Genomic DNA, 25,282 nt, shown 5'->3' on the forward strand with positions numbered 1-25,282 from the left:
GTAGTGCGATTATAGGGCTACTAGCGCACGAAATAACCCGGTAAAAGCTGTGAGAAAGCGACTTATTTTTCTGACCCTGGCGGTCGCCACCCTGGGCGCCTGCGGCCAGAAGGGGCCCCTGACCCAGCCCGACCAACCCGAACCCAACCAACCAGAGCAGCAGCAACAGCAGTGAACAACCTCCAGTACCGACAGCAGAGCCTCCACCTGGACGGGTGCAGCCTGGCCGAACTGGCCGGCCACTACGGCACCCCTCTCTATGTTTACTCCCGACAGGCACTGGAGGCGGCCTTCCAGGCCTTCGCCAAACCCCTGCACGGGCGAAAACACCTGATCTGCTACGCGGTCAAGGCCAACTCCAACCTGGCGGTGCTGAACCTGCTGGCCCGCCAGGGCGCCGGTTTCGACATCGTCTCCGGCGGCGAGCTGGCCCGGGTACTGGCGGCCGGCGGCGATCCGGCCAAGGTGGTGTTCTCCGGCGTCGGCAAGACCGAAGCCGAGATGGCCCAGGCCCTGGAGGCCGGCATCCACTGCTTCAACCTGGAATCCCTGGCCGAGATCGACCGTCTCGACGCCGTGGCGGCGCGCCTGGGCAAGGTGGCGCCGGTGGCGGTGCGGGTCAACCCGGACATCGACGCCGGCACCCATCCCTATATCGCCACCGGCCTCAAGGAAAACAAGTTCGGCATCGACATCGACGCCGCCCCCGAGGCCTTCAGGCGCGCCCAGGCCAAGGCCAACCTCAAGGTGGTGGGCCTGGGCTGCCATATCGGCTCCCAGCTGACCCAGACCGCGCCCTTCCTGGCCGCCCTGGAGCGGCTCAAGGCGCTGCGCGAGCAGCTGCAGGCCGAGGGCATCGACATCGAACACCTGGATCTGGGCGGCGGCCTGGGCGTCACCTATACAAACGAAGCGCCGCCGAGCCCAGCCCAGTACCTGGCCGAGCTGCTGCCCCATTTCCCGGCCGAGCTGACCCTGATGCTGGAGCCGGGCCGGGCCATCGCCGCCAACGCCGGGGTGCTGCTGACCGAGGTCGAATTCATCAAGGACAACGGCCACAAGCGTTTCGCCATCTGCGACGCCGGCATGAACGACCTGCTGCGGCCGTCCCTCTACCAGGCGGTGATGCCGGTCTGGCCCCTGGCCGAAGGCAAGCAAGGCGGCCCGGCCACCGAGCTGGTGGGCCCGGTCTGCGAGACCGGCGACTGGCTGGCCAGGGACGTGCCCCTGGCCTGCGACAGCGGCGACCTGCTGGCCATCGGCGGCGCCGGTGCCTACGGCTTCACCATGAGCTCCAACTACAACAGCAGGCCCAGGCCCGCCGAAGTGATGGTGGACGGCAGCGCCCACCAGCAGATCCGCGCCCGCGAAAGCCTGGCCGATTTGTGGCGCACCGAGACCCTGCTGCCGTAAACTACCGTTAACTAAAGAGATCCGGATAGCCGATGCTGATACAGTTTTCCAAGATGCAGGGCCTGGGCAACGACTTCATGGTGATCGACAACGTCACCCAGAACGTCTTCCTGTCCACCGAGCAGATCCAGAAGCTGGCCGACCGCCACTTCGGTATCGGCTTCGATCAGCTGCTGATGGTGGAGCCCCCCTATGATCCGGATCTGGACTTCCACTACCGCATCTTCAATGCCGACGGCACCGAGGTGGAACAGTGCGGCAACGGCGCCCGCTGCTTCGCCCGCTTCGTGCGCCTCAAGGGCCTGACCAACAGGCACAAGGTGCGGGTGTCCACCAGGAACGGCAAGATGACCCTGAAGATGGAAAAGAGCGGCCTGGTCAACGTCAACATGGGCGTGCCGGTGTTCACCCCGACCGAGGTGCCCTTTAGGGCCCAGAAGGAAGAGAAGACCTACATCCTCCGGGAAGGGGAGCAGACGGTGTTCTGCGGCGTGGTCTCCATGGGCAACCCCCACTGCGTCATCGAGGTGGACAACCTGGACCAGGCGCCGGTGGAACAGCTGGGGCCACTGCTGGGCCAGAGCGAGCGCTTCCCGGACGGGGTCAACGTCGGTTTCATGGAGATCCTCAGCCGCGACCATATCAGGCTCAGGGTCTTTGAACGCGGCTCCGGCGAGACCCTGGCCTGCGGCAGTGGCGCCTGTGCCGCCGCCGTCATCGGCCAGTACCAAGACAAGCTGGGCAACAAGGTCCAGGTGGATCTGCCCGGCGGCAGCCTCCATATTCACTGGCAGGGCCCGGACCAGCCCGTCTACATGAGCGGCCCGGCCGAACACGTCTTCGACGGACAACTGCACCTATGAAGGAAAACACCGCCAGCCTGGATCTGGTCCTGGACGAGGCCCTGGTGGCCGACTACCTGGCCGAGAACCCGGATTTCTTCCTGCGCCACCCCGGGCTGCTGACCCGGCTGCGCCTGGGCCACCCCGAGCGGGGCACCGTTTCCCTGGTGGAACGGCAGCTGGAGCTGGCCCGGGGCCGCAGCGCCCAGCTGGAAGAGGAGATCACCGCCCTGATGGCGGTGGCCGCCCACAACGAGCAGGTGGCCCGCGGCTGCCATAAGCTGACCCTGGCCCTGGTCCAGGCCCAGGATCTGGCCGCCCTGCAGCAGACCCTGGAGGACGGCATGGGCCGCCACCTGCAGCTGCCCCTGAGCCGACTGTGGCTGGAGCGGGAGCTGGCCGAGACCCAGCTCAAGACCCTGGCCAAGGTGCGGGCCCGGCTGCAGGAAGGCCCCTACTTCGGCCGCCTCAGCGAGAACGAACGCCGCGCCCTGCTGGGAGCCCGCCACGACCAGGCCCAGTCCCTGGCGGTGCTGCCGCTGCGCCACCAGGGCCGGGAGCTGGGCCTGTGGGTGGTGGCCTCCAGCGATCCCGGCCACTTCCAGCCGGACATGGACGCCCTGCTGATCTCCCAGCTCTGCAACATCCTCGCCCTCAGGATCGCCGCCCTCCATGGCCGCCCTGACTGACGACATCCATGCCTGCCTGCGCCAGCTGGCCGCCGAGCGGCAGCTGGCCGGCACCACCCTGGCCAGCTACCGGCGCCAGCTGGACGGCCTGTGCCGCTGCCTGGCCGAGCAGGGCGTCGACGATTTCCGCGATCTGCGCGAAGGCCACCTGCGCCACTGGCTGGCCAGGGAAACCGAGCGTGGCCAGTCCCCGCGCAGCCTGGCCCAGGGCCTGGCCGCCCTGCGCAGCTGCCTGACCCTGCTGGTACACAGGGGCAAGCTCAATGACAACGTCGCCAAACGGGTCAAGGCCCCCAAGACCCCCAAGCGCCTGCCCAAGGCCCTGGACGCCGACGAAGTCCAGCAGCTGCTGGATGCCAGGCCCAAGGATCTGCTGCTGGAAAGGGACAGGGCCATGATGGAGCTGATGTACTCCTCTGGCCTGCGCCTGGCCGAGCTGGCCTCGGTGGAACTGCACGATCTGGATCTGGCCGGCGGCGAGATCCGCGTCACCGGCAAGGGCAGCAAGACCCGCATCCTGCCGGTGGGCAGGGTGGCGCTGGCCGCGGTGCGGACCTGGCTGAAGATCCGCCCCGAGTTCGCCGGGCCCGGCGAGCGGGCGCTGTTCGTCAGCCAGCGCGGCGGCCGGCTCAGCCACAGGGCCATCCAGAGCCGCTTTTCCCAGTATGCCCGCAAGGCCGGGCTGGACAGCCACCTGCACCCCCATAAGCTCAGGCACAGCTTCGCCACCCATATGCTGGAGGCCAGCGGCGACCTCAGGGCGGTGCAGGAACTGCTGGGCCACAGCCAGCTGGCCACCACCCAGATCTACACTCATTTGGACATGAACCACCTGGCGCAGGTCTACGACAGCGCCCACCCGAGAGCGAGGCGAAAACCATGAAGATCTACCGTCCACTGGGCCCCATAGCCGCCCTCAGCCTCGACCTGGACGACACCCTCTACGACAACGGCCCGGTGCTGGAGGCCGCCGAGGGCAAGCTGGTGGCCTGGCTGGAGGAGCGGGTCAAGCCGATCACCGACAGCCGCCGCTACTTCGCCCAGTGGCGCCAGCGGGTGATCCAGGAAGATCCCTGGCTGGCCCATGACACCACCGCCAGCCGCCATGCCGCCCTCAGCGCCGGCCTCAAGGCCATCGGCGTGGCCAACGCCGCCGGCCTGGCCGACGGCGCCATGGCCCGCTTCCTGGAATGGCGCTCCCAGGCCAGCATCGGCCCCGAGACCCACGAGCTGCTCACCTACCTGTCGTCACGCAAACCACTGATCTGCATCAGCAACGGCAATGCCGATATCCAGGCCCTGGGCCTGGGCCAGTATTTCCAGGCCAGCTTCCACGCCGGCGGCAGCCGCCGCATGAAACCGGCCCCGGATCTGTACCGGGCCGCCGCCGAGCACCTCAAGCTGACCCCGGCCGCCATACTGCACGTGGGCGATCGCCTCGACCACGACGTCGCCGGCGCCCTGGAGGCCGGCCTGCAGAGCGCCTGGTTCAACACCAAGGGCGACGATATCCGCCACCAGGCCAGGGGCCAGTTGCTGCCCCATGTGGAGATCTCGGCGTTGGCCTCGCTGAAGCAGTTGTTATAATGGCGCCATCGCCAACTACTGTATAAATCCTCATGGACATATCCCACCTGCTGGACGGCCTCAACGACAAACAGCGTGAGGCCGTCGGCGCCGACGCCGGCAACCTGCTGGTGCTGGCCGGCGCCGGCTCGGGCAAGACCCGGGTGCTGGTGCACCGTATCGCCTGGCTGATGCAGGTGGAGCAGGCATCCCCCTACGCCATTTTGGCGGTGACCTTCACCAACAAGGCCGCCAAGGAGATGCGTGGCCGTATCGAGCAGCTCTTGGGTGGCCACCTGGCCGGCATGTGGATCGGCACCTTCCACTCCCTGGCCCACCGCCTGCTCAGGGCCCACCATGTGGACGCCGGCCTGCCGGACGGTTTCCAGATCCTCGACTCCGACGACCAGCACCGCATGATCCGCCGCATCATGAAGAGCCTGAACCTGGACGAGAAGCGCTACCCGCCGCGCCAGGCCATGGCCTACATCAACGGCAAGAAGGACGAGGGCCTGAGGCCCAGGCACATCCAGCCCCGGGATCACATCGAGCAGAGCTGGCACCAGATCTACCAGGTCTACCAGGAGGCCTGCGACAGGGCCGGCCTGGTGGACTTCGCCGAGCTGCTGCTGCGCGCCCTGGAGCTGCTGCAGCAGAAGGCGCACCTGCGCGAGCACTACCAGCAGCGCTTCCGCCATATCCTGGTGGACGAGTTCCAGGACACCAACAGCATCCAGTACGCCTGGCTGCGCACCCTGGCCGGTCCCCACAGCAAGGTGATGATAGTGGGCGACGACGACCAGTCCATCTACGGCTGGCGCGGCGCCCGGGTCGACAACATCCACCGCTTCCTGGACGATTTCGACGGCGCCCGCACCATCCGCCTGGAGCAGAACTACAGATCCACCAGCACCATCCTCAAGGCCGCCAACGGCCTGATCGCCAACAACTCAGAGCGACTCGGCAAGGATCTCTGGACCGAGGGCAGCCGGGGCGAACCTGTGTCGGTCTATTGTGCCTTCAACGAGATAGACGAGGCCCGCTTCGTGGTGGGCTGCATCCAGAAATGGGTGGACGATGGCGGCCGCTACTCGGATGCCGCCATCCTCTACCGCAACAACGCCCAGTCGCGGGTGCTGGAAGATGCCCTGCTCAGGGAGAGCTTCAAGTACCGCATCTACGGCGGCCTGCGCTTCTTCGAGCGCCAGGAAATCAAGGACGCCCTGGGCTACCTGCGGCTGATCGCCAACCGCGACGACGATGCCGCCTTCGAGCGGGTGGTCAACACCCCCACCCGCGGCATCGGCGACCGCACCCTGGATCTGATCCGCCAGCAGGCCAGGCAGGCCGGCACCACCCTGTGGCAGGCGGCGCGGGTGCTGGTCGAGCAGAAGGTGCTGGCCGGCCGCGCCAGTAATGCCGTCAACAACTTCATGGCCCTGGTCAGCCAGCTGGAGGACGACATCCAGGATCTGGCCCTGTCCAAGCAGGTGGACGCGGTGATCCGCGACTCCGGGCTGCTGGCCATGTACCAGGCCGAGAAGGGCGAAAAGGCCCAGGCCAGGGTGGAGAACCTGGAGGAGCTGGTCTCCGCCACCCAGGACTTCGACATCCCCGACGGCGCCGAGGACATGAGCGAGCTGAACGCCTTCCTGGCCCATGCCGCCCTGGAATCCGGCGACACCCAGGCCGACGAGTTCGAGGACGCGGTGCAGCTGATGACCATGCACACCGCCAAGGGCCTGGAATTCCCGCTGGTGTTCCTGGTGGGGGTGGAGGAAGGCATGTTCCCCTCCCAGCAGTCGGCCCTGGAGCCGGACCGCCTGGAGGAGGAGCGGCGCCTCTGCTACGTGGGCATGACCCGCGCCATGCAGAAGCTGTATCTGTGCTACGCGGAGAGCCGGCGCCTGTACGGCCGCGAGGACTACCACAGCCCCAGCCGCTTCCTGAAGGAGATCCCCCAGGACTGCCTGGAGGAGGTGCGCATGCGCACCCAGGTCAGCCGCCCGGCCATGTCCCAGTACCAGCGCCAGAACGACAGCTTCAACGACACCGGCCTGTCCCTGGGCCAGCGGGTCAGCCACCCCAAGTTCGGCGACGGCATCATCCTCAACTACGAGGGCTCGGGGCCCCAGGCGCGTGTACAAGTCGCCTTCGATGACGCCGGTGCCAAGTGGCTGGTGGTGGCCTACGCCAGGCTGCAGGCACTCTAAGCCGTCCCTGGTGGCCCTCGCCAGGCCGACCGAGCCTATTGCGGCGGCGACAGCGCCGCCGGCATGGGCGCCGTCACCGCCCCCAGGAAGGCAACGATATCCGCCACCTGCCGCTCGCTGAGGCTGCGGTTCAGCTGCAGCCTGGCCATGATGGCCACCGCCTCATCCAGCTTCGCCACGCTGCCGTCATGGAAGTAGGGCGCCGTCTTCGCCACATGGCGCAGCGGCGGCACCTTGAACACCTGGCGGTCGGCCTCCTGGCCGCTGTCCCTGGCACGCCCCTCGTCCACCTGCTGAGAGCCGGTCAGGGTCCAGTAATCGGCAAAGACACCGAACTTCTGGAAGCTGCCGCCGCCCAGGTTGCGGCCGTTGTGGCAGCTCACGCAGCCGACGCTGATGAAGGTGGCCAGGCCGCGCCTTTCCTGCTCGTCCAGGGCGCCCTCGTCACCGGCCAGGAAGTCGTCGAAGCGGGAGCGGGTGACCAGGCTCTGCTGGTAGGCCTCGATGGCGCGGGCGAAGGTGTCGGCGCCCATGGGCTCGCCGGGGAAGGCCCTGGCAAAGGCCGGGGCCAGATCGGTCAGGCTGCGTAAGCGGGCCTCGGCGCTGGCCAGATCCGGGTGGGCATAGGCCGGCGGCGCGGTCAGGGCCTTTTTGGCCTGATCGGCCAGGCTGCTGCGGTTGCCGGTCCAGTGGTAGGCGACCTGCCCGGTCACGTCCACTATGGTGGGGGTGTTGCGGGGGGCCTGGCGGCCGAAGGCGCCCAGGGCCAGCTTTCGACCGTCGGCGCCGCCGTTGGCGGCATTGTGGCAGCTGCCGCAGCTGGTCTTGCCGTCCTGGCCGATGCGGCTTTCGAAAAAGAGCGTCCGTCCCAGTGCCACCTGGGCCGGCTCCGGTTGTTGTTGCGGTGCGGCGCCAAACAACGCCCTGGCCTGCTGCTGCAGCTCGCCGGCCAGGGCCGTGCCGCTTGCCACCATGGCCAGCGCCAATACCAGTCCTTTCATGTGGTTCCCTCTCGCTGATGGTATCGGGGAGGGGACCCGCTCAGCCGGCACCGGCTTTCAGCTGCCGCCTTTTTTTCTGCTGGCCGCGCCAGGCGTCCAGGCTGAACACCACCAGCGCCGCCCAGATGAAGCCGAAGGTGACCACCTTGTCGGCGCTGAAGGCCTCGCCGTAGAGCAGCACCGCCAGGGCGAAGGTAATGCTGGGGCCTATGTACTGGAAGAAGCCCAGCACCGACAGCGGCAGGTGCTGGGCGGCGGCGATGAAGCACAGCAGCGGCACAGTGGTGACCACCCCGGCCAGCACCAGCAGGCCGTTCAGCTGCCAGGTGTTGGCCAGCAGATCGCTGCTGGGGCTGTCCAGCAGCCACAGATAGGCCAGGGCCGCCGGCAGCAGCAGCAGGGTCTCCAGGAACAGGCCGGCCAGGGGATCCACCGGCACTTTCTTGCGCAGCAGGCCATAGAAACCGAAGGAGAAGGCCAGCACCAGGGCTATCCAGGGCAGGCTGCCGAAGGTGATCAGCTGCACCAGCACCCCGCCGAAGGCCAGGGCCAGGGCCAGCCACTGCAGCTTCCTGAGCCGCTCGCCCAGGAACAGCAGCCCCAGGGCCACGTTGATCAGCGGGTTGATGTAGTAGCCCAGGCTGGCGTCCAGCATGTGATCGGAATTGATGGCCCAGATGAACAGGCCCCAGTTGGTGGCGATCAGGCAGGCGGTGAGCAGCAACGTCTGCCACTGGCGGGCCTGGCGGAACACCGCCCGCACCCGGTTCAGGCGCTTCATCACCAGCAGCAACCCCAGCAGCAGCACGCAGGACCAGATCACTCTGTGGGTCAGCAGCTCCGGGGCGGCGATGTCCTTTAGCAACTTGAAGTACATGGGGGCTATGCCCCACAGGAAATAGGCCGCAACGGCATAGAGGGTGCCGCGGGACTGCTCGCTGACCATGATGACTCCGACGGGAAGGGTAGGCGCGCTCATGCTAGCAGAAGGCGCCGGGCCGCCCCAGCGCCTTGCGACGAACAGCGGCTACACTCTTAGCTGAGCTCACTTCAGGGAGAACAAAAAATGGCTCGACTGCTTGCGCCGCTGCTCGCCACCCTCGCCCTTGCCGCCCATGCCGCCCCGCTCAAGATGGAAAACGTTACCGGCCCCCTGCACGTGATCTATGGCCAGGGCGGCAACATAGGCGTGTTGCAGAGCGACAGGGGTTTCCTGCTCATCGACGACCAGTACGCCCCGGCCACCGAGGCCATCCGCGCCCAGGTCGCCAGCCTCGGCAAGGAGTCCATCCGTTTCGTGCTCAACACCCACTGGCACCAGGACCATACCGGCGGCAACGAGCACATGGGCCAGGCCGGTGCGGTGATCATCGCCCATGACAAGGTGCGCCAGCGCCTCAGTGCCGACCAGTTCCTGAGCTTCTTCAACAAGACCATCACGGCCAGCCCGGACATCGCCCTGCCGGTGGTCACCTTCAGCCGCGACATCCGCCTGCACCTGGGCACCACCGTCGAGGTACTGCACGTGGCCCATGCCCACACCGACGGCGATGCCATGGTGTTCTTCCCCGATCTCAACGCCGTGCACATGGGCGACACCTACTTTGCCGGCATGTTTCCCTTCATCGACCTGGACCACGGCGGTCATATCGACGGCATGATCGCCGCCGCCGAGCAGGTATTGGCCAGGGCCGACGAGCAGACCCGCATCATCCCCGGCCACGGCCCGGTTTCCGACAAGAAGGCCCTGGCCGATTACCTCTACATGCTGAAAAGGGCCAGGGAACGCATCCAGGTGCTGATGGCCCAGGGCAAGTCCCTGGAGGAGATCATCAAGGCCAAGCCCCTCAAGGACTTCGGCCGCTTCGGCGGCGGCTTCGTGTCCATGGAGCAGATGACCACCTTCGTCCACCAGAGCCTGCAGACAACGCAATAGTTTCAAAACGTTAGCATTCATTGACGCCGTTACCGCCAGCCCTCAAGGTGGCAAGGGTGAATTCTTGCCGGTCAGCAGCGGTAGCCGGCCCTTGAAAGCGGAAAGGAGACTCCATGAAACCCAGTTCCATCACCCTGGCCCTGGCGGCCACCCTGGCCCTGGCCGGCTGCGATCGCACGGCCCAGCCCACCCAGGAGCCGGTCGCCCAGCAGCAACAGGCACCCCAGCCCAAACGCTACGACGCCAAGGCCTTCTTCGACACCCTGTCCTATTCCGGCAGCTCCCTGTCCCACGACGGCACCCGGGTGCTGATCAATTCCGACCAGACCGGCATCTACAACGTCTACGCCATGCCGGTGGGCGGTGGCGAGCCCGAGGCGCTGACCCACTCCAGCACCGACTCCACCTTTGCCGTCAGCTGGTTCCCCCACGACGACCGCTTCCTGTTCACCGCCGACCAGGGCGGCAACGAGCTGTTCCACCTGTACGTGATGGAAAAGGGCCAGCCCCGCGACCTGACCCCGGGCGACAAGACCCGCGCCCGCTTCATGGGCTTCAACACCGACGGCAGCGCCTTCTACGTCACCACCAACGAGCGCGATCCCAGGGCCATGGACGTCTACCGCTACGACGCCACCAGCTACCAGCGCAGCCTGGTGTTCCAGAACGATCAGGCCCTCAGCCTGGGCGGCATCAGCCGCGACGGCCGCTACCTGGCCCTGACCAAGGTCAACAGCAACGCCGACTCCGACCTCTACCTCTGGGACGCCACCAGCCCGGACCAGCCCCCCAGGCTGATCGCCGACCGCGAGGGCGCCATGGCCAACTTCGACGCCATGGCCTTCAGCCCGGACAGCCAAACCCTCTACTTCGGAACCGACGCCGAAGGGGAATTCAACCAGGCCTGGCGCCACGATCTGGCCACGGATGAGCAGGAGCCCGCCGTGGTGGCGGACTGGGACGTGATGTTCGTGGACTTCTCCGAGTCCGGCCGCTACCGGGTGGTGGGCGTGAACGCCGACGGCAGCACCAGAGTCACCATCACCGACACCAGCACCGGCAAGGCGCTCAAGCTGCCCGAGCTGCCCCAGGGCGACCTGCGCGGCGTCAACTTCAGCCGCGACGACAAGCGCATGGTGTTCTACATCAACTCCGACACCAGCCCCTCCAATCTCTACAGCTACGAGCTGGGCGCCAAGCAGGCCAAGCGCCTCACCAATGCCCTGAACCCAGCCATCAACGAGGCCGAGCTGGTCAACGGTGAAGTGGTGCGCTACCAGAGCTTCGACGGCCTGGAGATCCCCGCCATCCTCTACAAGCCCAAGGGCGCCAGCGCCGCCAACCCGGCGCCGGCCCTGGTCTGGGTCCACGGCGGCCCCGGCGGCCAGAGCCGCAAGGGCTACCGCGCCGCCATCCAGCACCTGGTCAACCATGGCTACGCCATACTGGCCGCCAACAACAGGGGCTCGTCCGGCTACGGCAAGACCTTCTACCACCTGGACGACCGCAACCACGGCGAGAACGACCTGCGCGACATCGTCGAGGGCAAGGGCTACCTGCAGTCCCTGGACTGGGCAGACGACAACCGCATCGGCGTCATGGGCGGCAGCTACGGCGGCTACATGACGGTGGCGGCTCTCACCTACCACCCCGACGCCTTCAAGGTGGGCATCGACATCTTCGGCGTCACCAACTGGGAGCGCACCCTCACCTCCATCCCGCCCTGGTGGGAAAGCTTCAAGGCCTACCTCTACGCAGAGATGGGCGATCCGGCCACGGATCTGGACCGCCTCAAGCGCATCAGCCCGCTGTTCCACGCCGACAGGATCACCAAGCCGCTGCTGGTGGTCCAAGGCGCCAACGATCCCAGGGTCTTGCAGGTGGAAAGCGACGAGCTGGTCAAGGCGGTGCGTGCCAACGGCGTGCCGGTGGAATACGTGCTCTTCGACGACGAAGGCCACGGCTTCACCAAGAAGGCCAATCGCATCACCGCCTCCGATGCCTACCTGAGCTTCCTGGAAAAGCACCTGCGCAACGGCCAGGCCATGGCCGCCAAATAAAGACAAGGGGCTTAGGCCCCTTTCTTATTCCCTGGGCCGTTTTACGGCATCGTTTTGGATTCCGCCTGCATGACGGCAACGCTTACGCGCCTAGCAGGCCATGTTGACAAAAATCGACCTTGCAAGGTTCTTATGCTAGCTTGCTGACATATATAAATTTAAATCCAACTTGCAAGCTTCCTTAACTTGTAAGGCCATATATTCAGCGTTAGCTGTATAAGGAAGGTTGGCATATGAAATCAATTTTATTTATTTTCCTTTGTTTATTTTCTGTTTTTGAGGTTCAAGCCAATCAGTTAATTTTGGTCACAAAGGTACTGTCGGAAGAAGTAGTAAAACGTAACTTTGATGGCGATGAGAACCCAAGGTTAAAACCGTTTAAATTAGAACAGTCGAATGCTTGTGGTATACAGTTTGTTAAACTTTATGTTGAAAGCGTCTTAGATGGAGAATTCGATGAGCAAGTAATTGATGCTCATGTGATATTAGGCGAGTGGTGCGGACAGCCATTTAAGCCCTTTCAAGAGTATGTTGTAAGATTATTCGATAAAGAAGATTCCATTGTTTCAATACATCGTACTCAATTGGATGGTTGGGAGGCGTTCAATACATATAGTATTGACAAGCTTTCAAATAATGAGCGAGCTTTAATTAAAGACTGGCACATTAAGCATTTTGATCATTTAACACCTTCGGTGATTAGTGATTTTAATGGCAAGCCAGTAATTAAAATCAATGACTTAAAAGCGTGGTATACAGCTAACAAGTGACTGTGGTGTTCAGTCAACAGATCAGGCCGTTTTTTCGCACCATTTCTCGCCGTTCTTGACCATGGTGTTGAGGATGACGATCAGCTTGCGCATGCAGGCGATAAGAGCCACCTTCGGAAGCTTCCCGGCTGCCTTCAGATGGGCGTAGTAACGCCTGAAAACCGGGTTGCATTGAATGGCCTACATCATGGCCATGAACATCACAGTGCGAACCCGGTGCCGGCCACCTCGGATGCGACGCTTGCCGTTATAGAAACCACTCTCCCGGTTCATTGGCGCGACCCCGACCAAGGCGGCGATTTCCTTTCGGTTGAGTCTGCCAAGCTCCGGCAGTTCGCTGAGCAAGGTATAGGCCAGCACTTTTCCAACGCCGGGCACACTGGTCAGGATCTCGGACTTTGTGCGCCAATGCTTGGCTTGGACGACCAGCACATCAAGCTGTTTGGTGATCGAGTCGATTTGCTTTTCCAAGGTTTTCAGCACAGATGAGAGCGAGCTATGGAGCGCCTTGGGCAGGATCTGCATACGGTTCTTCTCCATGGTGGCCATCTCCAGCAGCCCGTAGGTTGGGACGAGGCACGAGTCCCAACATGGCTGTAATACTCTTTGGCTGCTCAACTCTAACGGCGAACCATCCGCGACTCTGAGCGTATTGCGTCACAAGGAGGTGCTATGCGCTATAGACGTTCACGGCTGGCAGGCGGCACCTTCTTTTTCACGGTCAACCTGGCTGAGCGCAGCCAAAATTTGTTGGTCCATCACATTGCGACGCTTCGTTCGGCCGTTGCTCGTGTGAAGCGTCGACACCCGTTCCATATCGATGCCATGGTGGTTTTGCCGGATCACCTCCATGCTGTCTGGACCTTGCCGCAAGATGATGACAACTACCCGATGAGATGGCGGCTTATCAAGGGCAACTTCTCTCGCATGTTACCGAAGGGAGAGCGCCTTTCGGCCAGCAGGGCCCGGCAGGGAGAACGGGGTATTTGGCAGCGTCGTTATTGGGAGCATGAAATCCGGGACGAGAGCGATTATTACCGCCACATCGATTATGTTCACTACAACCCAGTAAAACACGGTCTCGTAGACCGTTGTCGTGATTGGCCTTATTCCAGCTTCCATCGCTATGTCAGACAGGGCATGCTATCGATAAACTGGGGTGCATCCGGTTCAGAGACTGGTTCAGATTTCGGGGAGTAAGGCTTGGGTAGTGATGTTGGGATTCGTTCCTCATCCCAACCTACGGGCTATGCCCGAAAGACGTCAAGTAAGGACGCGGCCTTGCCCGCCGACAATGGAGCCAAGGAAAACATGAAACGCCTATGGCTGTTAGCCAACATGGCTGCCTTGCCGGTGCTGGCAGGGCAGCCCACCTACACTTTGCTGGGCGATATCGACAGTCGCTTTGCCGCCCTTGAGGCCGAGGCAGTACAAAACATCGATGCCATTGCTTTTAACGAGGGAGAACAGCCTGATCTTTGGCTGAATGATGCCGTCCGGGATCGCCGTCGCCGTTTCGAATGTGGCTTGATCCTACGACCAAAGACGCCCGAACCCAGGCTCCTTTTCACGCTCCACTATCTTGGTGGCAATGAACGCTGGACTCCGATCCTGGGCGATAGCCGTCACTATAGTTATTGGGCGGTTGGCGAGGCCGGGCAATGATGTTGCGCTACCTACTTATCGGTCTGCTAAGCAGCCTGTCGACCCTCTACCTGGCTGGCATGCTCGCAGGGTACAACGATCAGCCACAAGACATGGTCTGCTCCATCGAGTTCATCCCTTAATCTTCCTGCGACTGCTGGTACTAGGCGCCGTCGGTGGATACCCTCCAAACCGCCCAGGGCATAGGCTCAATGTGCTGACCGTGGACGGCATCGATAGGACGGCACTGCCGCAATGCCAGGCCTCGCCTTCCAGCCCATAACTTGGGACCAGCCCGTAGGTTGGGACAAAGCCAAGGTACATTGCCCGGCTTGAATGGCCGCAGCGCGGCCAAGATCCCCTCATAAGCAGCCGAGGTGGAGCAAGTGATAGGGTATGGCCGGCATGGACGCCGGCCAAGGCGCTGCTGAGCATGGAGCGAATCAGCGCCGTGCCCCGGCAAGCGAGCGAAACCGAGGGAACCCGCAGGGCTGCGATTAGGGAGAGGGCTTTTGGTGACTTTTGGCCCGTCAAAAGTCACGCCCCCCCGCAGGGGATCTCGAAGAAAGCAACTTTCCGATGCGACTGGACTAAGGCACATCCACAGGACCAGGCATACCCAAAGCAACCAAAAACCTACCCCACCGCCACAGTGGTATCGAACTTGTCCCGCTTGATGGAGATCAGGGTGCGGTCCGGGGCCCTCAAGCAAGGTGCCTCAAAAGGAAAGCCCCGGCACTGGGCCGGGGCTTTTGGGTATGGGTACTTACTGTTCCATCAGATCGCGGACAACGGTGGAGGGTTCGATTTCCGGCCCTTCCAGATCGGCATCCCAGTCGGTGCCAATGAGGATACCTTCCTCGTCCAGCTCCGCCAGCCAGGCGCCGGCGAACTCGGCCAGGGGTACGGCGGAGGCCTCGTAGGCGGTCCATTCCTCGTTACAGTGACGCTCGGCCCCTTCCTTGCTGGACCAGAAGGGCATCACCTCGGTGTTTTCGAAATCGGACGAGGCGCAGACCAGCCAGCCTTCCTCCGATTGCAGGCCCCAGACCTGCTGGCCCTGGTGGATGGCGTCGAGAAATGCTTTGTATTGCGCGTTGGAGCTGGACATGGCGTCACCTTTTGGCTCTGTCTGATGTGCCCCATTATGGATCGCCTTTGTGACCCTTGTCTGACTTTCTTTGCCCCAGGCGCCACATTGACTTATCCCAACGCCGGTGCGACCTTACCGGCAAAATACCAATGAGAACAGCCACATGAGCATCAAGGCATTCTGGCGGCAGAACGGCTTCAGCATCACCTTCGAGTTCATCTCCATCTTCGTCGGCCTGATGCTGGCGCTGTGGATCAACAACTGGAACCAGGCCAGGCAGGACAGCAACACCGCCCACACCCTGATGGCCAAGGTGGTTTACGAGCTCAAGCAGAACAGCGGCCGGCTGACCAGGAACTACGACAACCTGCTGGCCTTTGAAGCATCGATCAACAGGGAAATCGCCAGGCTGAAAGATGAAAAGGCCCCGCCCGAAACCAAGCTGTCCCTGGAGATCAGCCAAAGCGAATACGACGACGGCGTCTGGAGCTTCGCCAAGAACCGCGCCGCCCTCAACCGCATCCCGGTGGAGGATCTGCTGCAGGCCGCCAATGCCTACCAGGAGCAGGAGCTGGCCTACCGGCGCCAGGCCAGGCTGTACGACGAAGACATCACGGTGCTGCTCGAGCGACTGCTGGACAAAAACGGTGGCGACGACCAGGAAAGGGAGCAGGTACTCAACGCCCTGACCGCCATCCACTTCAAGATCCAGCCGACCAGGGCCTTCCTGAAAGAAGCTCTGGAGGAAAACGCCGAGGCCATCCAGGCCCTGGAGCCCAAGTACGGCAGCGCCAGCCAGGCCGGCTGAGCAGGGCTCAGGCCAGCCGGGCGCCGTTGGGCACGGCCTGGTCCGGGGTGCAGAGCACCACGGCGCCGTCCTCGCGATGGAAGCCGGTGACCAGGCACTGGGACTTCAGGGGCCCTATCTGCTTGGCCGGGAAGTTGACCACCGCCACCACCTGCCTGCCCAGCAGGCCGTCCCTGTCGTAGAGGTCGGTGAGCTGGGCCGAGGACTTCAGCACCCCGATGTCGCCACCGAAGTCCACATGGAGGATCCAGGCCGGCTTCCTGGCTTCGGGAAAGGGGTTCACGTCCACCACTGTGCCTACCCGCAACTCCACCTTGGCGAAGTCGTCCCAGCCGATCTCGTTCATCTGCCTCTCTCCTTGAGCGTCTGCTTGCGCTCCGCTGTGTAGTACCACCAGCTCCGCTTTGGCGCCCCTTCCATATAGCGCACCGCCGAGATGAACACGTCGATGACACAGGGGTCATGGCGCGCCCCGGTCAGCCGGCAGAGCTTGTCATAGAGGGCATAGGGGTCCTGGCCCCTGAGCTGATCCGGTTCCTGGATGCCGAGCAGCTCCAGGTCGGCGGCCGTGGCCGGACCGACATTGGGCAGGTCGGTGAGTCTAGCCATGATTGAGCCTGGCCATCAGCAGCGCATCCACATAGCGCCCTTCCCGAAAGGCGTAATCCCGGGCCAGGCCTTCCTGCTCGAAGCCGTGCCTGCGGTACAGGGCGATGGCGGCCTCGTTGTCGGCATACACCTCCAGCTCCAGGCGCCTCAGGTTGAGCCAGTTGTCGGCCAGCTCCACCGCTGCCGCCAGCAGCGCCGAGCCCACCCCCTGGCCGCGGGCGCGCTCGCACACCGCCATGCCGAGGTCACCCACGTGGCGCCGCCTGAGCCTGGCGTTGGCCATCAGGCTCAGCTGGCCGAGGATCTGCCCGTCCGATTCCGCCACCAGGCAGTGCATGTTGGCGTCGGCCAGCATGGCTTCCAGGCGCTTCCGCCAGCCTTCCAGGCCGGGGTGGGGCAACTGCAGGGTGCCGCCAAAACAGCTGGGCTGGGCATAAAGGGCGTGGATCCCTGCCAGGTCGGTCATCTCGGCGCTGCGTATCTTCATCCTTTTTCCCTGCTTAATCGCCTGCGGTTCAATCACTTATATCACCGGATTAGATCTTGCCCAAGCCCCTGTCCGTGCCGCTGTCCGCCGGACAGCGGACAGCGAAAACGGACACATGGCATCCGCTTTCCAGAACTTCGCACAGGCTTCAAATTCTTAAATATCAAGGAATTACAAAAAATTATCTCCCTTGGCACGGCCCTTGATATGTCCTGGTCAGTTGCCTTGGGAGGACCCCATGATCAAAGACACCTCGGGACAGGACGTGATTGTCCGCAAGAAGACCAACCTCAAGACCTGGCTCTGGGCCGGCGCCGGCATCATCGCCCTGCTGGGCCTGGGCAGCGCCGTGGCCCGCTGGCAGGCCTGGAGCGAGAACGACGCCGTGGTGGCCAGGGCCGAGCTGCGCCTGGCCCAGGTGGCCGTCGCCGACATCAGCCGCGATACGGTGGTGCAGGGCCGCATCGTTGCCGCCGACAGCCCCACCCTCTACAGCCCGGCCCAGGGCGTGGTCACCTATGCCATCAAGGCCGGTGACGCCGTCAAACAGGGTCAGCTGCTGGCCGAGATCGACAGCCCGGCCCTGACCTCCAGCCTCAAGCAGGAACAGGCCAACCTGGCCCGCCTCAAGGGCGAGCTGGAGCGGCTGCAGATCCAGGCCCGCCGCCAGGCCCTGGAGAACCAGCAGGCGGTGGATCTGGCCAGGGTGGACCTGGACGCCGCCGAGCGGGAGATGCGCCGCGCCGAGCTGTCCCTGGCCAAGCAGGTGATCAGCCAGCTGGACCATGAGCAGGCCCAGGACGAACTGGCCAGGGCCAGGCTGCGCCACCGCCAGAGCGAACAGAACGCCGGCCTGGCCAAGGACGTGGCCACCTTCGAGCAGCAGAACCTGCAGCACCAGGTGGACAGCCAGGCGCTGGTGGTGGCCGAGCTGCAGCGCCAGGTGGACCAGCTGCAGGTGCGCTCGCCGGTGTCCGGCATGGTCGGCGCCCTGGCCAGCAACCAGAAGGGCGCCGTCACCGCCCACCAGGCCCTGCTGACCGTGGTGGATCTGTCCAGCTTCGAGGTGGAGGTGCAGGTGCCGGACAACTACGCCGACGATCTGGGCCTGGCCATGCCGGTCAGCATCCGCCTGAACGGCGCCAACTTCCCCGGCGAGGTGGCCGCCATCAGCCCCGAGGTGATCGGCAGCCAGGTCAACGCCCGGTTGCGCTTCGTGGGCGACATTCCCGCCAACCTGCGCCAGAACCAGCGCCTGACCGCCACCATCAAGCTGGAGAGCCGCAACCAGGTGCTGGCCGTGCAGCGCGGCGCCTTCGTCGACGCCGACGGCGGCCGCTACGCCTTCCGCCTTGACGGCGATCGGGCCATACGCACCCCCATTCGCCTCGGCGCCATGGGCATGAAGCAGGTCGAGATCCTCGACGGCCTCAGCCCGGGCGACACCATCATCGTTTCCGACACCAGCCGCTTCAAAGACGCCAACAGTCTGCTGCTGACCGAATAAACCAGAAAGAGGGACTTACCCATGTTACAGATGGACCATATCCGCAAGGTGTTCCGCACCGAGATGATCGAGACCCATGCCCTGCGCGACTTCAGCCTGACCGTGCGCGAGGGGGAATTCGTCGCCGTTACCGGCCCGTCCGGCTCCGGCAAGACCACCTTCCTCAACACCGCCGGCCTGCTGGAAAGCTTCGACGGCGGCAAGTACCTGCTGGACGGGGTGGACGTATCCAACCTCAACGACAACGAGCGCTCCCGGCTGCGCAACGAGAAGATCGGCTTCATCTTCCAGGGCTTCAACCTGATCCCCGACCTCAGCCTGTACGACAACATCGACGTGCCGCTGCGCTACCGCGGCCTGGGCACAAAGGAGCGCAAGCGCCGTATCGAAGAGGCCCTGGAGCGGGTCGGCCTGGCCGCCCGCCACGGCCACCTGCCCTCCCAGCTCAGCGGTGGCCAGCAGCAGCGGGTGGCCATAGCCCGGGCCCTGGCCGGCGAGCCCGCCTTCCTGCTGGCGGACGAGCCCACCGGCAACCTGGACTCGCTGATGGCCCGCCAGGTCATGGAGCTGCTGGAGACCATCAACGAGGCTGGCACCACCATCGTCATGGTCACCCATGACCCCGACCTGGCCCGCCGTGCCCAACGCAACATCCAGATCGTCGACGGCCAGGTGGCCGACTTCGCCTTCGACGACGCCAGGACCGCCTGAGGAGCCGACCATGTTCGCCTATTACTTCCGCCTGGCCTGGCTGTCCATCCGCAAGACCCCGATGATGTCCGCCCTCATGGTGCTGGCCATCGCCGTGGGCGTGGGTGTGGCCATGACCACCCTGACCCTGCAGTACATGATGTCCAAGAACCCCCTGGCCCATAAGAACGAGGTGCTCTACTCCGTGCAGCTGGACGCCTGGGATCCGGACCAGCCGGCCATGAACACCACCACCCACATGCCGGACCTGCTCACCTACCAGGACGCCAGCGCCCTGCTGCGTTCCGACATCCCGCTGCGCCAGGCCGCCATGCACCGCTTCGGCGGCGCCGTGCAGGTTCCGGACAGCGAGGTGCCCGCCCACCTGGCCGACGCCAGGGTCACCGGCCGGGACTTCTTCGGCATGTTCGACGTGCCCTTCCTGTACGGCGGCCCCTGGAGCGCCAGCGCCGATATGGAGGCCGTCTACCAGCTGGTGCTGGGCCGGGCCCTCAACGACCGCCTGTTCAACGGCGACAATAGCGTCGGCCGCACCCTGATGCTGGACGGCAAGGCCTTCACCGTGGTTGGCGTCATCGACCACTGGGAACTGACCCCCAAGGTCTACGACGTCACCAACGGCCCCCTCAACGACGTCGAGGAGCTGTTCATGCCCTTCGGCCTGCACCGGGCCCTGGAGATCAGCACCTGGGGCAATACCAACGGCTGGAGCGAAGAGGAACAGAACAGCTACGAGGACTTCCTCAACTCCGAATCCACCTGGCTGCAATACTGGGTGGAACTGCCGGACGCCGAGGCCAGGGCTCGCTACCAGCAGTTCCTGGCCGGTTACATCGAGCAGCAGCAGGCCCAGGACAGGTTCCAGAACAAGCGCGAACACAAGTACGCCCTCAGTACGCCCGAGCAGTGGCTGGCCATCAACAGGGTGGTGAGCAACGACACCAAGGTGCTCAGCCTGCTCAGCCTGGCCTTCCTGCTGGTGTGCGTGGTCAACACCGTGGCCCTGCTGCTGGCCAAGTTCCTGCGCAAGGCCCCCGAGGCCGGGGTGCGCCGGGCCCTGGGCGCCAGCCGCGGCGCCATCTTCGCCCAGCACCTGATCGAGAGCGGCTGTATCGGCCTGTTGGGTGGGGCCCTGGGCATCGGCCTGGCCCTGCTCGGCCTGACCGGCCTGGACCGGCTGATACCGGGCCAGGTGGACAAGGTAGCCCAGATGGACTGGCTGATGCTGCTGGCCGCCGTCGGCCTGGCCATACTGGCCAGCCTGCTGGCCGGCCTCTACCCGGCCTGGCGTATCGGCCGCACCAATCCCGCCCACTACCTCAAGACCCAGTAAGGAGACAGCTCATGTGGCAAACAGGCCCCATACTGCGCGCCCTGTGGCGCAACAAGGCCGGCGCCCTGCTGGTGATCATCCAGATGGCCCTGACCCTGGCCATCGTCAGCAATGCCCTGACCATCATCGACGAGCGAGAGACCATGATGAACAGGCCCACCGGCATGGCCGACAAGGAGCTGTTCTCGCTGACGGCCTACCCCTCGGTCAAGGCGCCCCTGGACAAGGGCAAGGTCGCCTACGACCTGGACCGGCTCCGCCAGCTGCCCGGCGTGATCGAGGCCACCCTGATCAACCAGATCCCCATGTCCGGCAGCGGCTCCTCATCGGGCTTTCGCATCGGTGAAGCCGAGAACGACCCGGACGCCCAGAACACCGGTGCCAATATCTACCACGCCAGCACCACTGTGCTGTCGGCCTTGGGCCTGAAGCTCACCAAGGGCCGGGACTTCCAGCCCTCGGACCTCTATGTGTGGGGCGGCATGGGCCAGGCGGATGCACCTGTGGCCATCATCAGCCAGCGCCTGGCCAATGAGCTGTACCCGGACCAGGATCCCATCGGCAAGACCATCACCCGGGGCAACGGCCAGATGGAGATCATCGGCGTGGTGGAAACCATGCTCGGCGCCTGGCCGGAATGGAGCCGGGCCGGCAACGTGGTGATCACCCCCACCTTCAGCACCAACACCCTGCTCCCCCGCTACCTGATCCGGGTCCAGGCCGACCGCAAGGCCGAGCTGATGGAGCAGGTCCGCGACCTGCTGCTGGAAATCGACCCCAACAGGGTGATCCTCAGCATGCGCACCACCGAGGAATACATCCATAGGGTCTACTCCAGGGACATCCTCATGGTGGCCCTGCTCAAGGTGTGCATCGCCATACTGGCGCTGATCACCGCCCTGGGCATCACCGGCCTGACCGTGTTCTGGGTCAACCAGCGCCGCAAGCAGGTGGGCACCCGCCGCGCCCTGGGCGCCACCAAGGCCGCCGTGGTGCGCCACTTCCTGGTGGAAAACGGCCTGCTTTGCGGCGTCGCCATGGTGGTGGGCACCGGCCTGGCCCTGGCATTGAACGGCCTTCTGGTGCAGCATTACCAGCTGCCGCCGCTGCCGTTGCCCTACCTGCTGGGCTCCCTGGCCGCCCTGGTGGTGCTGGGCCAGCTGTCGGCCCTGGCACCGGCCTTGAAGGCGGCGCAGATCTCCCCGGCCACGGCGACCCGCAGCGTGTAAGGACGACATGGAAAAAGTACTGGTCATAGACGACAACCCGGCGGTGGGTCAGGCCCTGGCCCTGCTGCTCAAGGTCCACGGCCTGGCGGCGGTCACCGCCCTGACCCCCCAGGCCGGCCTCGCCGCCCTGGACGAAGACCAGGACATCGCCCTGGTGATCCAGGACATGAACTTCACCGCCGACACCACCAGCGGCGAAGAGGGGCGTCAGCTCTTCTTCGCCATCCGCGACCGCCACCCGGACCTGCCGGTGATCCTGCTGACCGCCTGGACCCAGCTGGAAATGGCGGTGGCCCTGGTCAAGGCCGGGGCCGCCGATTACCTGTCCAAGCCCTGGGACGACCACAAGCTGATCGCCACCGTCAAGAACCTGCTGGAGCTGGCCGAACTCAGCCAGCGCCAGCAGGATCAGGCCAGGACCCGGGCCGACGCCCGCACCCGCCTGGCCGGGCAGTACGATCTGTGCGGCCTGGTCTACCAGTCCGACGCCATGCAGAAGCTGGTGGAAATGGCGGTGCAGGTGGCCAGGGCCGACGTGCCGGTGCTGATCACCGGCCCCAACGGCGCCGGCAAGGAGAAGATCGCCGAGATCATCCAGGCCAATTCGGCCGTCAAGCAGGGGCCCTTCGTGCGCGTCAATGCCGGCGCCCTGCCCATGGAGCTGATGGAGGCGGAGCTGTTCGGCGCCGAGGCCGGCGCCTACACCGGACTCAATAAGGCCAGGGCCGGCCGCTTCGAGGCCGCCGACGGCGGCACCCTGTTCCTGGACGAGATAGGCAACCTGCCGCCCAGCGGCCAGATGAAGCTGCTGCGGGCACTGCAGACCGGCCAGTTCGAGCGGCTCGGCTCCACCCAGACCCGCCAGGTCAGCGTCCGCCTGGTCAGCGCCACCAATGCCGACCTGGCCGCCGCCATGGCCAGGGGCGAGTTCCGGGAGGATCTCTACTACCGCCTCAACGTCATCGAGTTGCCGCTGCCGGCGCTCAGGGACAGGCCCGAGGACATACTGCCCCTGGCCCGCCACTTCCTGGGCGGTGGCCACGGCCTCAGCCTGGAGGCCTGTCGGGCCCTGGAGGGCCACGGCTGGCCGGGCAACGTGCGGGAACTGGAAAACACCCTCAAGCGGGCCGCCCTGCTCTGCCACGGCGACACCATAGGGGTGGACGACCTGGGCCTGCCGCCGCCGGCCCAGAAGAAGCCCAGGCCCCGCTTCGAGCCGGACGAGCAGCAGATCCGCCTGGCCCTGGCCGAGACCAGCTCGGTGGCCGAGGCCGCCCGCAGCCTGGGGCTGAGCCGCCAGGCCCTGTACCGGCGCCTGGACAAGTACGGCATAGCCCCGTGATCAGCTTGGAAGCCAAGCTCGCCGCCGTACTGGCCCTGGCCCTGGCCCTGGCCAGCGCCGCCATGACACTGTTCTTCACTCTGGACTTGCCGCCGCTCCTGGCCTGGACCGGCGGCCTTTTTGCGTCCCTGCCGCTTGGCCTGGCACTGCTCAGGCTGGTCACGGCCCCCCTCAACGCCCGGCTCGGGGCCCTGCAGACCGGGCTCTTGAACCTCCAGGACAACGACTTCTCGGTGTCGCTGCCGGTGCAGGGCCAAGACGAGCTGGCCGCTCTGGCATCGACCTTCAACCTGGCCGCCGACAAGCTGCGCCAGGAGCGCCAGCACATCTACCAGCGCGAGCTGATGCTGGATACCGTGCTGCAGAGCTCGCCCCTGGCGCTGCTGCTGGTGGACCAGCGGGAACGGGCCCTTTACGCCAATCCGGTGGCCCGCCAGCTGCTGGCCGGCGGCAAGGCCGTCAACGGCCTGTCCCTGGACGAGCTGGCCGAACTGGCACCGGCGGCGGTACTGGAGGCCATGGCCCAGCAAAGGGACGGCCTGTTCAGCCTGCACCAGGACGACGACAGCGAGATCTGGCACCTCAGCCAGAGCCGCTTCACCCTCAACGGCGCCCGCCACCGCCTCTATATCTTCAAGCAGCTCACCAAGGAGCTGAGCCGGGCCGAGGTGGCCACCTGGAAGAAGGTGATCCGGGTGATCAGCCACGAGCTCAACAACTCCCTGGCGCCCATCTCCTCCATGGCCCACAGCGGCAAGCTGGTGCTGGAGCAACAGCCACCGGACCGGGAGCTGCTGGCAAGCATCCTCGATACCGTCGCCGAGCGGGCCGCCCACCTGACCCAGTTCCTGCAGGGCTATGCCCGCTTCGCCAAGCTGCCCCAGCCCAACAGGAGCGCCCAGCCCTGGGATGCCTTCCTGGCCCAGCTGCAGCCCCTGGCCCCGTTCCGGCTCGAAGGCGAGCTGCCCGCCCAGCCGGGCTGGTTCGATCCCACCCAGCTCAGCCAGGTGCTGCTCAACCTGCACAAGAACGCCGTGGAGGCCGGCTCCCCGGCCGAGGCCATAACGCTTTCGGTGCATCAGCAGGGCCGCTGGCAGCGGCTCCAGCTCAAGGACAGGGGGCCGGGCATGAACGAGGCGGTGCTGACCCAGGCGCTGCTGCCCTTTTATTCCACCAAGAGCGGCGGCACCGGCCTGGGCCTGGCCCTGTGCCGGGAAATCATCGAGGCCCACGACGGCCGGGTACGCCTGCAGAACCGCGACGGCGGCGGCATCGAGGTCAGCCTCTGGCTACCACAGCAGCCGCAGGGCGAGCAGGGTCAGCACCAGGTTGAAGGCCAGGGTAAAGTGCCGCTCGCCGAGCCGCGCCAGTAGCCGCAGTCCCAGCCAGGTGCCCACCAGGCCGCTGGCTATCATCAGCAGCACCAGCGGCAGCCAGGCCGAGAAAACGAACCCCGCCAACGCGAAGATCAGCGCCTTGGGGCCGTGCTGCACGCACATGGCGCCGGCAAAGGTGGCCACTGTGCCGAGCCGGTCACGGCCACCGGCCTTGAGGAAGGCCGCCACCAGGGGACCTGAGGCGCCCAGGAAGGGACTGAGGAAGCCGGTCACCAGCGCCGCCAGGGCAATGCCGGCCCGGCCCAGCACCCGCCAGGGCAGCGGTGGCCCCCAGCACAGGTAGAGCAGGAAGCCGGCGATGGCCAGGCGCAGCCAGTCCAGCGGCAGCTGCACCAGCACCCCGGCGGCCAGCAGGCTGCCCAGCAGCGAGAAGGGGCCGAACCAGGCCAGGGTCGGCCAGTGCACATGGCGGAGCGAAAGGGAGAAGCGGCCCAGGTTGGAGCCCAGCTGTACCAGGCCGTGTACCGGGATGATGGCCGCGCTCGGCAACACCAAGGCCAGCACCGCCAGTAGCAGGGCACCACCACCGGCGCCGAAGGCGGCGGTGACGAAGGAGGTCAGGGCGGACAGGACCACCAGGGCCCAGAACAGGGCCTCATTGAGTTCGGCCGGGATCATCTTCCCAGCCTAGC

Annotated in this window: 27 protein-coding genes; 19 read left to right on the forward strand and 8 right to left on the reverse strand. The window is 65.0% G+C overall.

Annotation, left to right across the window (positions count from 1 at the left end):
• Positions 1-49 precede the first annotated feature (49 nt).
• Genes WDB71_RS15090 through uvrD form a run of 7 tightly spaced genes read left to right on the forward strand, consistent with a single transcriptional unit; the run spans position 50 to position 6,723 of the window.
• Positions 50-175: a lipoprotein gene (locus tag WDB71_RS15090; RefSeq protein ID WP_341502426.1), complete on the forward strand. Its 126-nt coding sequence runs from the start codon at positions 50-52 to the stop codon at positions 173-175.
• Positions 172-1,413 carry a diaminopimelate decarboxylase gene (lysA, locus tag WDB71_RS15095; RefSeq protein ID WP_341502427.1) on the forward strand — a complete coding sequence of 414 codons (1,242 nt, stop codon included), beginning with the start codon at positions 172-174 and terminating at the stop codon, positions 1,411-1,413. Before WDB71_RS15090 ends, lysA begins: the two co-directional genes overlap by 4 nt.
• A 38-nt stretch (positions 1,414-1,451) precedes the next feature.
• Complete coding sequence (gene dapF, locus WDB71_RS15100) at positions 1,452-2,276, forward strand: diaminopimelate epimerase (protein WP_341504222.1); 825 nt, start codon at positions 1,452-1,454, stop codon at positions 2,274-2,276.
• Entirely contained in the window at positions 2,273-2,944 is a 672-nt protein-coding gene (locus WDB71_RS15105; protein ID WP_341502428.1) for a DUF484 family protein, read from the forward strand. Before dapF ends, WDB71_RS15105 begins: the two co-directional genes overlap by 4 nt.
• A complete protein-coding gene (xerC, locus tag WDB71_RS15110; protein ID WP_341502429.1) occupies positions 2,928-3,827 on the forward strand; it encodes a tyrosine recombinase XerC in 900 nt (299 codons plus the stop codon). Before WDB71_RS15105 ends, xerC begins: the two co-directional genes overlap by 17 nt.
• The gene (locus WDB71_RS15115) at positions 3,824-4,531 is read left to right on the forward strand and encodes an HAD-IA family hydrolase (protein ID WP_341502430.1); all 708 of its coding nucleotides are present in this window, start codon (positions 3,824-3,826) and stop codon (positions 4,529-4,531) included. The genes xerC and WDB71_RS15115 overlap by 4 nt, the downstream gene beginning before the upstream one ends.
• Positions 4,532-4,563: 32 nt before the next feature.
• Positions 4,564-6,723: a DNA helicase II gene (gene uvrD, locus WDB71_RS15120; RefSeq protein WP_341502431.1), complete on the forward strand. Its 2,160-nt coding sequence runs from the start codon at positions 4,564-4,566 to the stop codon at positions 6,721-6,723.
• Positions 6,724-6,758: 35 nt separating this feature from the next.
• On the opposite strand, the gene WDB71_RS15125 is transcribed toward uvrD, so the two are convergent.
• Positions 6,759-7,724, reverse strand: a complete 966-nt coding sequence (locus WDB71_RS15125; protein WP_341502432.1) for a cytochrome c peroxidase — start codon at positions 7,722-7,724, stop codon at positions 6,759-6,761.
• 40 nt (positions 7,725-7,764) lie between these two features.
• On the reverse strand, positions 7,765-8,670 hold the full coding sequence (gene rarD / locus WDB71_RS15130) for an EamA family transporter RarD (RefSeq protein WP_341502433.1): 906 nt from the start codon (positions 8,668-8,670) through the stop codon (positions 7,765-7,767).
• Positions 8,671-8,790: 120 nt separating this feature from the next.
• On the opposite strand from rarD, the gene WDB71_RS15135 reads away from it, so the two are divergent.
• The 3 genes from WDB71_RS15135 to WDB71_RS15145 all read left to right on the forward strand — a co-directional run bounded on the left by WDB71_RS15135 (position 8,791) and on the right by WDB71_RS15145 (position 12,490).
• On the forward strand, positions 8,791-9,660 hold the full coding sequence (locus tag WDB71_RS15135; RefSeq protein ID WP_341502434.1) for an MBL fold metallo-hydrolase: 870 nt from the start codon (positions 8,791-8,793) through the stop codon (positions 9,658-9,660).
• A 113-nt stretch (positions 9,661-9,773) separates the two neighbouring features.
• The gene (locus tag WDB71_RS15140; RefSeq protein ID WP_341502435.1) at positions 9,774-11,720 is read left to right on the forward strand and encodes a S9 family peptidase; all 1,947 of its coding nucleotides are present in this window, start codon (positions 9,774-9,776) and stop codon (positions 11,718-11,720) included.
• A 233-nt stretch (positions 11,721-11,953) separates the two neighbouring features.
• Positions 11,954-12,490: a hypothetical protein gene (locus WDB71_RS15145; protein ID WP_341502436.1), complete on the forward strand. Its 537-nt coding sequence runs from the start codon at positions 11,954-11,956 to the stop codon at positions 12,488-12,490.
• 180 nt (positions 12,491-12,670) lie between these two features.
• Here WDB71_RS15145 and WDB71_RS15150 read toward each other — a convergent pair whose 3' ends face one another.
• The gene (locus WDB71_RS15150; protein WP_341502437.1) at positions 12,671-13,030 is read right to left on the reverse strand and encodes a transposase; all 360 of its coding nucleotides are present in this window, start codon (positions 13,028-13,030) and stop codon (positions 12,671-12,673) included.
• Positions 13,031-13,162: 132 nt separating this feature from the next.
• On the opposite strand from WDB71_RS15150, the gene WDB71_RS15155 reads away from it, so the two are divergent.
• A complete protein-coding gene (locus WDB71_RS15155; RefSeq protein WP_341502438.1) occupies positions 13,163-13,690 on the forward strand; it encodes a transposase in 528 nt (175 codons plus the stop codon).
• 81 nt (positions 13,691-13,771) lie between these two features.
• Complete coding sequence (locus WDB71_RS15160) at positions 13,772-14,155, forward strand: hypothetical protein (RefSeq protein ID WP_341502439.1); 384 nt, start codon at positions 13,772-13,774, stop codon at positions 14,153-14,155.
• A 745-nt stretch (positions 14,156-14,900) separates the two neighbouring features.
• Here WDB71_RS15160 and WDB71_RS15165 read toward each other — a convergent pair.
• Positions 14,901-15,245, reverse strand: coding sequence for a DUF2750 domain-containing protein (locus WDB71_RS15165; protein WP_341502440.1), 345 nt, complete (start codon positions 15,243-15,245; stop codon positions 14,901-14,903).
• Between the two features lie 145 nt (positions 15,246-15,390).
• Between WDB71_RS15165 and WDB71_RS15170 the strand changes: the two genes are divergently transcribed.
• Positions 15,391-16,035 carry a hypothetical protein gene (locus WDB71_RS15170; protein ID WP_341502441.1) on the forward strand — a complete coding sequence of 215 codons (645 nt, stop codon included), beginning with the start codon at positions 15,391-15,393 and terminating at the stop codon, positions 16,033-16,035.
• 7 nt (positions 16,036-16,042) lie between these two features.
• Here WDB71_RS15170 and WDB71_RS15175 read toward each other — a convergent pair whose 3' ends face one another.
• Genes WDB71_RS15175 through WDB71_RS15185 form a run of 3 tightly spaced genes read right to left on the reverse strand, consistent with a single transcriptional unit; the run spans position 16,043 to position 17,131 of the window.
• A complete protein-coding gene (locus tag WDB71_RS15175) occupies positions 16,043-16,381 on the reverse strand; it encodes a tRNA-binding protein (protein ID WP_341502442.1) in 339 nt (112 codons plus the stop codon).
• Complete coding sequence (locus tag WDB71_RS15180) at positions 16,378-16,644, reverse strand: helix-hairpin-helix domain-containing protein (protein WP_341502443.1); 267 nt, start codon at positions 16,642-16,644, stop codon at positions 16,378-16,380. The genes WDB71_RS15175 and WDB71_RS15180 overlap by 4 nt, the downstream gene beginning before the upstream one ends.
• Positions 16,637-17,131, reverse strand: coding sequence for a GNAT family N-acetyltransferase (locus WDB71_RS15185; RefSeq protein ID WP_341502444.1), 495 nt, complete (start codon positions 17,129-17,131; stop codon positions 16,637-16,639). The genes WDB71_RS15180 and WDB71_RS15185 overlap by 8 nt, the downstream gene beginning before the upstream one ends.
• 238 nt (positions 17,132-17,369) lie before the next feature.
• On the opposite strand from WDB71_RS15185, the gene WDB71_RS15190 reads away from it, so the two are divergent.
• The 6 genes from WDB71_RS15190 to WDB71_RS15215 are packed head-to-tail and all read left to right on the forward strand — an operon-like array spanning position 17,370 to position 24,626.
• On the forward strand, positions 17,370-18,638 hold the full coding sequence (locus tag WDB71_RS15190) for an HlyD family efflux transporter periplasmic adaptor subunit (protein WP_341502445.1): 1,269 nt from the start codon (positions 17,370-17,372) through the stop codon (positions 18,636-18,638).
• Positions 18,639-18,659: 21 nt separating this feature from the next.
• Positions 18,660-19,349, forward strand: coding sequence for an ABC transporter ATP-binding protein (locus tag WDB71_RS15195; protein ID WP_341502446.1), 690 nt, complete (start codon positions 18,660-18,662; stop codon positions 19,347-19,349).
• A 10-nt stretch (positions 19,350-19,359) separates the two neighbouring features.
• Entirely contained in the window at positions 19,360-20,682 is a 1,323-nt protein-coding gene (locus WDB71_RS15200) for an ABC transporter permease (protein WP_341502447.1), read from the forward strand.
• 11 nt (positions 20,683-20,693) lie between these two features.
• Positions 20,694-21,911 carry an FtsX-like permease family protein gene (locus tag WDB71_RS15205; protein WP_341502448.1) on the forward strand — a complete coding sequence of 406 codons (1,218 nt, stop codon included), beginning with the start codon at positions 20,694-20,696 and terminating at the stop codon, positions 21,909-21,911.
• Positions 21,912-21,918: 7 nt separating this feature from the next.
• Positions 21,919-23,253, forward strand: coding sequence for a sigma-54 dependent transcriptional regulator (locus WDB71_RS15210; RefSeq protein ID WP_341502449.1), 1,335 nt, complete (start codon positions 21,919-21,921; stop codon positions 23,251-23,253).
• Positions 23,250-24,626: an ATP-binding protein gene (locus tag WDB71_RS15215; protein WP_341502450.1), complete on the forward strand. Its 1,377-nt coding sequence runs from the start codon at positions 23,250-23,252 to the stop codon at positions 24,624-24,626. The genes WDB71_RS15210 and WDB71_RS15215 overlap by 4 nt, the downstream gene beginning before the upstream one ends.
• On the opposite strand, the gene WDB71_RS15220 is transcribed toward WDB71_RS15215, so the two are convergent.
• Positions 24,543-25,268, reverse strand: coding sequence for a sulfite exporter TauE/SafE family protein (locus WDB71_RS15220; RefSeq protein WP_341502451.1), 726 nt, complete (start codon positions 25,266-25,268; stop codon positions 24,543-24,545). The two genes, WDB71_RS15215 and WDB71_RS15220, sit on opposite strands and share 84 nt — an antisense overlap.
• Positions 25,269-25,282 lie beyond the last annotated feature (14 nt).

The sequence above is a fragment of the Gallaecimonas sp. GXIMD4217 genome, assembly GCF_038087665.1.
In the GTDB taxonomy this organism is placed as follows: Bacteria; Pseudomonadota; Gammaproteobacteria; order Enterobacterales; family Gallaecimonadaceae; genus Gallaecimonas.

Bases quoted from the DNA above. Each gene is read 5' to 3' on its own strand.
- WDB71_RS15105 (WP_341502428.1), top strand. From the start codon at position 2,273: ATGAAGGAAAACACCGCCAGCCTGGATCTGGTCCTGGACGAGGCCCTG.
- xerC (WP_341502429.1), top strand. From the start codon at position 2,928: ATGGCCGCCCTGACTGACGACATCCATGCCTGCCTGCGCCAGCTGGCC.
- WDB71_RS15115 (WP_341502430.1), top strand. From the start codon at position 3,824: ATGAAGATCTACCGTCCACTGGGCCCCATAGCCGCCCTCAGCCTCGAC.
- uvrD (WP_341502431.1), top strand. From the start codon at position 4,564: ATGGACATATCCCACCTGCTGGACGGCCTCAACGACAAACAGCGTGAG.
- WDB71_RS15125 (WP_341502432.1), bottom strand. From the start codon at position 7,724: ATGAAAGGACTGGTATTGGCGCTGGCCATGGTGGCAAGCGGCACGGCC.
- rarD (WP_341502433.1), bottom strand. From the start codon at position 8,670: ATGGTCAGCGAGCAGTCCCGCGGCACCCTCTATGCCGTTGCGGCCTAT.
- WDB71_RS15135 (WP_341502434.1), top strand. From the start codon at position 8,791: ATGGCTCGACTGCTTGCGCCGCTGCTCGCCACCCTCGCCCTTGCCGCC.
- WDB71_RS15140 (WP_341502435.1), top strand. From the start codon at position 9,774: ATGAAACCCAGTTCCATCACCCTGGCCCTGGCGGCCACCCTGGCCCTG.
- WDB71_RS15145 (WP_341502436.1), top strand. From the start codon at position 11,954: ATGAAATCAATTTTATTTATTTTCCTTTGTTTATTTTCTGTTTTTGAG.
- WDB71_RS15150 (WP_341502437.1), bottom strand. From the start codon at position 13,030: ATGGAGAAGAACCGTATGCAGATCCTGCCCAAGGCGCTCCATAGCTCG.
- WDB71_RS15155 (WP_341502438.1), top strand. From the start codon at position 13,163: ATGCGCTATAGACGTTCACGGCTGGCAGGCGGCACCTTCTTTTTCACG.
- WDB71_RS15165 (WP_341502440.1), bottom strand. From the start codon at position 15,245: ATGTCCAGCTCCAACGCGCAATACAAAGCATTTCTCGACGCCATCCAC.
- WDB71_RS15170 (WP_341502441.1), top strand. From the start codon at position 15,391: ATGAGCATCAAGGCATTCTGGCGGCAGAACGGCTTCAGCATCACCTTC.
- WDB71_RS15175 (WP_341502442.1), bottom strand. From the start codon at position 16,381: ATGAACGAGATCGGCTGGGACGACTTCGCCAAGGTGGAGTTGCGGGTA.
- WDB71_RS15180 (WP_341502443.1), bottom strand. From the start codon at position 16,644: ATGGCTAGACTCACCGACCTGCCCAATGTCGGTCCGGCCACGGCCGCC.
- WDB71_RS15185 (WP_341502444.1), bottom strand. From the start codon at position 17,131: ATGAAGATACGCAGCGCCGAGATGACCGACCTGGCAGGGATCCACGCC.
- WDB71_RS15190 (WP_341502445.1), top strand. From the start codon at position 17,370: ATGATCAAAGACACCTCGGGACAGGACGTGATTGTCCGCAAGAAGACC.
- WDB71_RS15195 (WP_341502446.1), top strand. From the start codon at position 18,660: ATGTTACAGATGGACCATATCCGCAAGGTGTTCCGCACCGAGATGATC.
- WDB71_RS15200 (WP_341502447.1), top strand. From the start codon at position 19,360: ATGTTCGCCTATTACTTCCGCCTGGCCTGGCTGTCCATCCGCAAGACC.
- WDB71_RS15205 (WP_341502448.1), top strand. From the start codon at position 20,694: ATGTGGCAAACAGGCCCCATACTGCGCGCCCTGTGGCGCAACAAGGCC.
- WDB71_RS15210 (WP_341502449.1), top strand. From the start codon at position 21,919: ATGGAAAAAGTACTGGTCATAGACGACAACCCGGCGGTGGGTCAGGCC.
- WDB71_RS15220 (WP_341502451.1), bottom strand. From the start codon at position 25,268: ATGATCCCGGCCGAACTCAATGAGGCCCTGTTCTGGGCCCTGGTGGTC.